The sequence below is a fragment of the Leptotrichia trevisanii DSM 22070 genome (genome assembly GCF_000482505.1).
GTDB lineage: Bacteria > Fusobacteriota > Fusobacteriia > Fusobacteriales > Leptotrichiaceae > Leptotrichia > Leptotrichia trevisanii.
On record NZ_AXVL01000070.1, the window covers coordinates 1 to 3,523 of the forward strand.

At 29.1% G+C, this 3,523-nt stretch carries 4 protein-coding genes; 2 read left to right on the forward strand and 2 right to left on the reverse strand.

The genetic code is table 11. The features are described 5' to 3' along the window. Positions 1-35: 35 nt before the first annotated feature. Positions 36-653, reverse strand: a complete 618-nt coding sequence (locus tag K324_RS0109370; RefSeq protein ID WP_026748904.1) for a recombinase family protein — start codon at positions 651-653, stop codon at positions 36-38. 271 nt (positions 654-924) lie between these two features. On the opposite strand from K324_RS0109370, the gene K324_RS0109375 reads away from it, so the two are divergent. Both K324_RS0109375 and K324_RS0109380 read left to right on the forward strand, forming a co-directional pair. Further along, on the forward strand, positions 925-1,524 hold the full coding sequence (locus K324_RS0109375; protein WP_026748905.1) for a type IV toxin-antitoxin system AbiEi family antitoxin domain-containing protein: 600 nt from the start codon (positions 925-927) through the stop codon (positions 1,522-1,524). Then, positions 1,521-2,366 (forward strand): nucleotidyl transferase AbiEii/AbiGii toxin family protein, encoded by an 846-nt coding sequence (locus K324_RS0109380; protein ID WP_026748906.1) that lies wholly within the window; start codon positions 1,521-1,523, stop codon positions 2,364-2,366. Before K324_RS0109375 ends, K324_RS0109380 begins: the two co-directional genes overlap by 4 nt. Positions 2,367-2,398: 32 nt before the next feature. On the opposite strand, the gene K324_RS16085 is transcribed toward K324_RS0109380, so the two are convergent. Continuing rightward, a partial coding sequence (locus tag K324_RS16085) for a coiled-coil domain-containing protein (RefSeq protein WP_169720579.1) occupies positions 2,399-3,523 on the reverse strand: 1,125 nt, incomplete at its 5' end.

Sequence of the window (3,523 nt, forward strand, 5' to 3'; positions counted from 1 at the left end):
ATCAGTCATAATTGAAATTCCTTTCATTTTAGTTTTTAATCAAGATAACTGTTCTTGTAATATTTATAATACGAAGATCTACTTATTTGCATAAACCTGCAAAAACTTTTTACACTTATTTCCTTATTCCGTACTCGCTTTAACATATCCTGTTCTTCTTTTGAAAGATTTAAAACTTTGATTGGCCGTCCAATTACATTTCCAGTTTTCCTGCTATATCTTTTCCCTGATTTTCCAAGCGGCATATTTTTAATTCCATCATTTATTCTTTCAATTAAAATGCTCCGCTCTCTTTCAGCCAAATATATCAGGAGAGGAATCACAACAACATTTACAATTTCATCTTTTCTATCATTCACATTATGATTTAAAAGTTCCTGATTGATTACAGCAATATTAACTTTCATATCCTTAAGCTTTGTATAAAGCTCAGTAACTTCTGTAAAATTACGCCCAAGCCTGTCAATATCTGTAACAACAAACGTATCATTTTCCCGAATTTTTGACAAAATTTTCTGCAGTTCAGCCCTCTTCATATTTTTTCCGCTCTGTATATCACAATAAACTTCGTCACAGCCAGCATTTTCAAGCGATGCTATCTGCCTTGTCAAATCCTGCTTTGCTGTGCTTACTCTTGCATATCCAAATTTCATTTAGACAACTCCTTTACAAAAATATCTACTAAAATATATTTTAATTTAGTGTACATCATTTTGCTTATTATACCCTTAAATACAATATAGTTTTAAGTGTGTATTAAAACATCTGTTTTAGTAGATAAATAAGTCTTGTTATTTTCAAATATTTAATTGTAGATTGAAAAATTTAGTTTGTTATTTAAAAATTCAATTATAATTTTTTATCATTTATTGACTTTCATTCTTATAAATCATATAATATAAGAACAAAAAGGCGGTGATATAAATGGTTCAAAAGGAAATTTTATTAAAAGAAATCAATAAAAATAATGGTATTATTTCTACTAAAGAAGTTTTGGAGTTCGGTATTCATAAAGATGTATTGAAAGAATTGACTGAAAAAAAAGAGATTATAAAAATAGCAAACGGACTATATGGACTTCCAAACGAAGAAATAGATGAGTATATTTATTTTTCCCATAGAGTTCCGAAAGGAGTTTTTTCTCACGAAACAGCGGCTTATTTGCAAGGATTATCTACCAGAATGCCACTCATTTATGTAATGACTGTTCCAGTCGGAGATAATGTGAGCAGAATTAAGTCAATAAAGGACAATATTATTTTTAAGTACAGCAAAAAAGATTATTATAATATTGGTAAGACAAGTATAACGAATCCTTTTGGCAGAAAAATTTTTATCTACGATAAGGAAAGAACGATATTAGATCTTATCAAAAACAAAAACAGAGTAGACACTAATGTATTCAGTGAAGCTATGAAATTGTATTTTAGAGATAATGACAAAGATTTATTAAAGATGTCTAAATATGCTATCTATATGAATATGGAAGAACAGTTAAAACAATATACGGAGGTATTATTATGAAAACATCGGAACAAATAAAAGGAGCTATTAGAAATATATCAAAAAAAACAGGAGTAAATCCAAATTCGTTGCTTCAGATGTGTTTGTTTGAAGGCGTTTTAGAAAAATTATCAAAATCAAAGTATAGTAAAAATTTCATATTAAAAGGTGGGCTTCTCATTTCTTCACTTATTGGAATAGATATGCGCAGCACAATGGATATGGATACTACAATTAAAGGAATTCCAGTAAATGAAAAAACTATATCAAAAATTGTAAAAGAAATACTGGAGATTGAAATAGATGCTGATATTGATTATAAGCTGGTTAAATTAACACCAATCAGACAAAAAGACGTATATGAAGATTTTTGTGCAAAAATTTCTTGTACTTTTGGAAAAATCAACGCCGTTTTGAATATAGATATAACGACTGGGGATGTTATCACTCCAAGAGAAATGAGATATTTTTACTCTAAAATATTAGAATCAGGAACAATACCCATTATGACTTATACAATAGAATCTGTTATTGCAGAAAAATTTGAGACTATTTCAAGTAGAAATATTACAACTACAAGGGCAAGAGATTTTTATGATTTATATATGTTGTATCATCTCTACAAGGATAAAATTGATAAAGATACACTAAGAGAAGCGATAGAAAGAACGAGTGAACATAGAGGTTCTATAAAATCAGTTAGTCAATATAAAGAGGTGGTAGATTTATTCAAAATTAGCGGAACAACAAAAACCTTATGGGAAAAATACATCAAGAGTAATCCCTATGCAAAAGATATTGATTTTTTAGAAACAATAACTGTTTATGAAAAAATTGGTGAATGTATGTTAAAGACTAAGTAAAAAAGGACTTCAAGTCCTTTTTTTGTTAAATACTATAAACTTCTATCATATTGAGAACTACTTCGATTACGTACAACGTTCCTATCCTTAACCGTATTTTCCAGCTCAATATCCAGATTAATCTTAAAATCATTCCACCATCCATAAGTATTGTCTGGCACTTTTTCAATTGCCGCTATTACTGTTTTTTCTATTTCTAGAAGGGAAAATTTCCCATTGGAATCTTCGTGAAGCAAATTTGTCATTTGATTTATGAATTTATTGCCTGCGTCATATTTTCGTCTTATATAAGCCCCCTTAATTTTATCATCAGCCTTAGCTTCAGCTTCTCCAAATAACTTATCGTATTCAAATTTATTATTTGCTTTAAAATTTAAAATATCCTTGTCTGTAACTTCGTAGTATCTCAAATGTTCACGAACCAGATCATCAACTTCTTTTTGTACAACTGGCTGGGCCAGCTTTTCAAGTTCAGATTTTCTACGTCTTTTCTTTTCCTCCAAGTCCGCATAGCTGTTATTAAGCTGTTTAAGACGATTATTAAGCTCCTGCTGTTCACGTTCCATTTGAAGTCTTTTATCTAAAATATCCTGCTTTATAGCATTATTCTTGGCTTCCTCCTTTTCTACGTCCTTCTTAATATTTCTCATTAAGGTATCTCCACGTTTTCTTGCTTCATTAAGAGCTTCATTAATAAGTTCCTGCTTTCGCCTTTCTGAAACGACATAAGGTTTTTCCGCTTCCATTTTCTTTTTCCAGATTTGTTCATCAAGATTATGTATTTCATTATTTTTGCTGATTTGTTCCTTTTCTAAAAAATTAATTGAACTTTTTAAATTACTCGCTTTAGTTTCAAGTGTTTTAATCTCAAAATAAAGATTTTCCCTGTTCTTGATTAGTTCTTCAACTTTTTCTCCTTTTGAATAATCTTCTATTTTTTTATTGATTACTTCAAAGTCCACATCCCTAAAAACTTCATCAAATAACTTTACTTCCTTTTTAAGATTTTTCTTGAAATTTTTGTTATTCTGTCTTTGATTTAATTTGTCCTTGATTATCTTTTTTATATTGAAAATACGCTTAAAATCCGTAATTCCCTTATTACTTTTTCTTGCCTTGAAATCTGTTTCATAGTTTTTAAATTCATTCAAGAAATC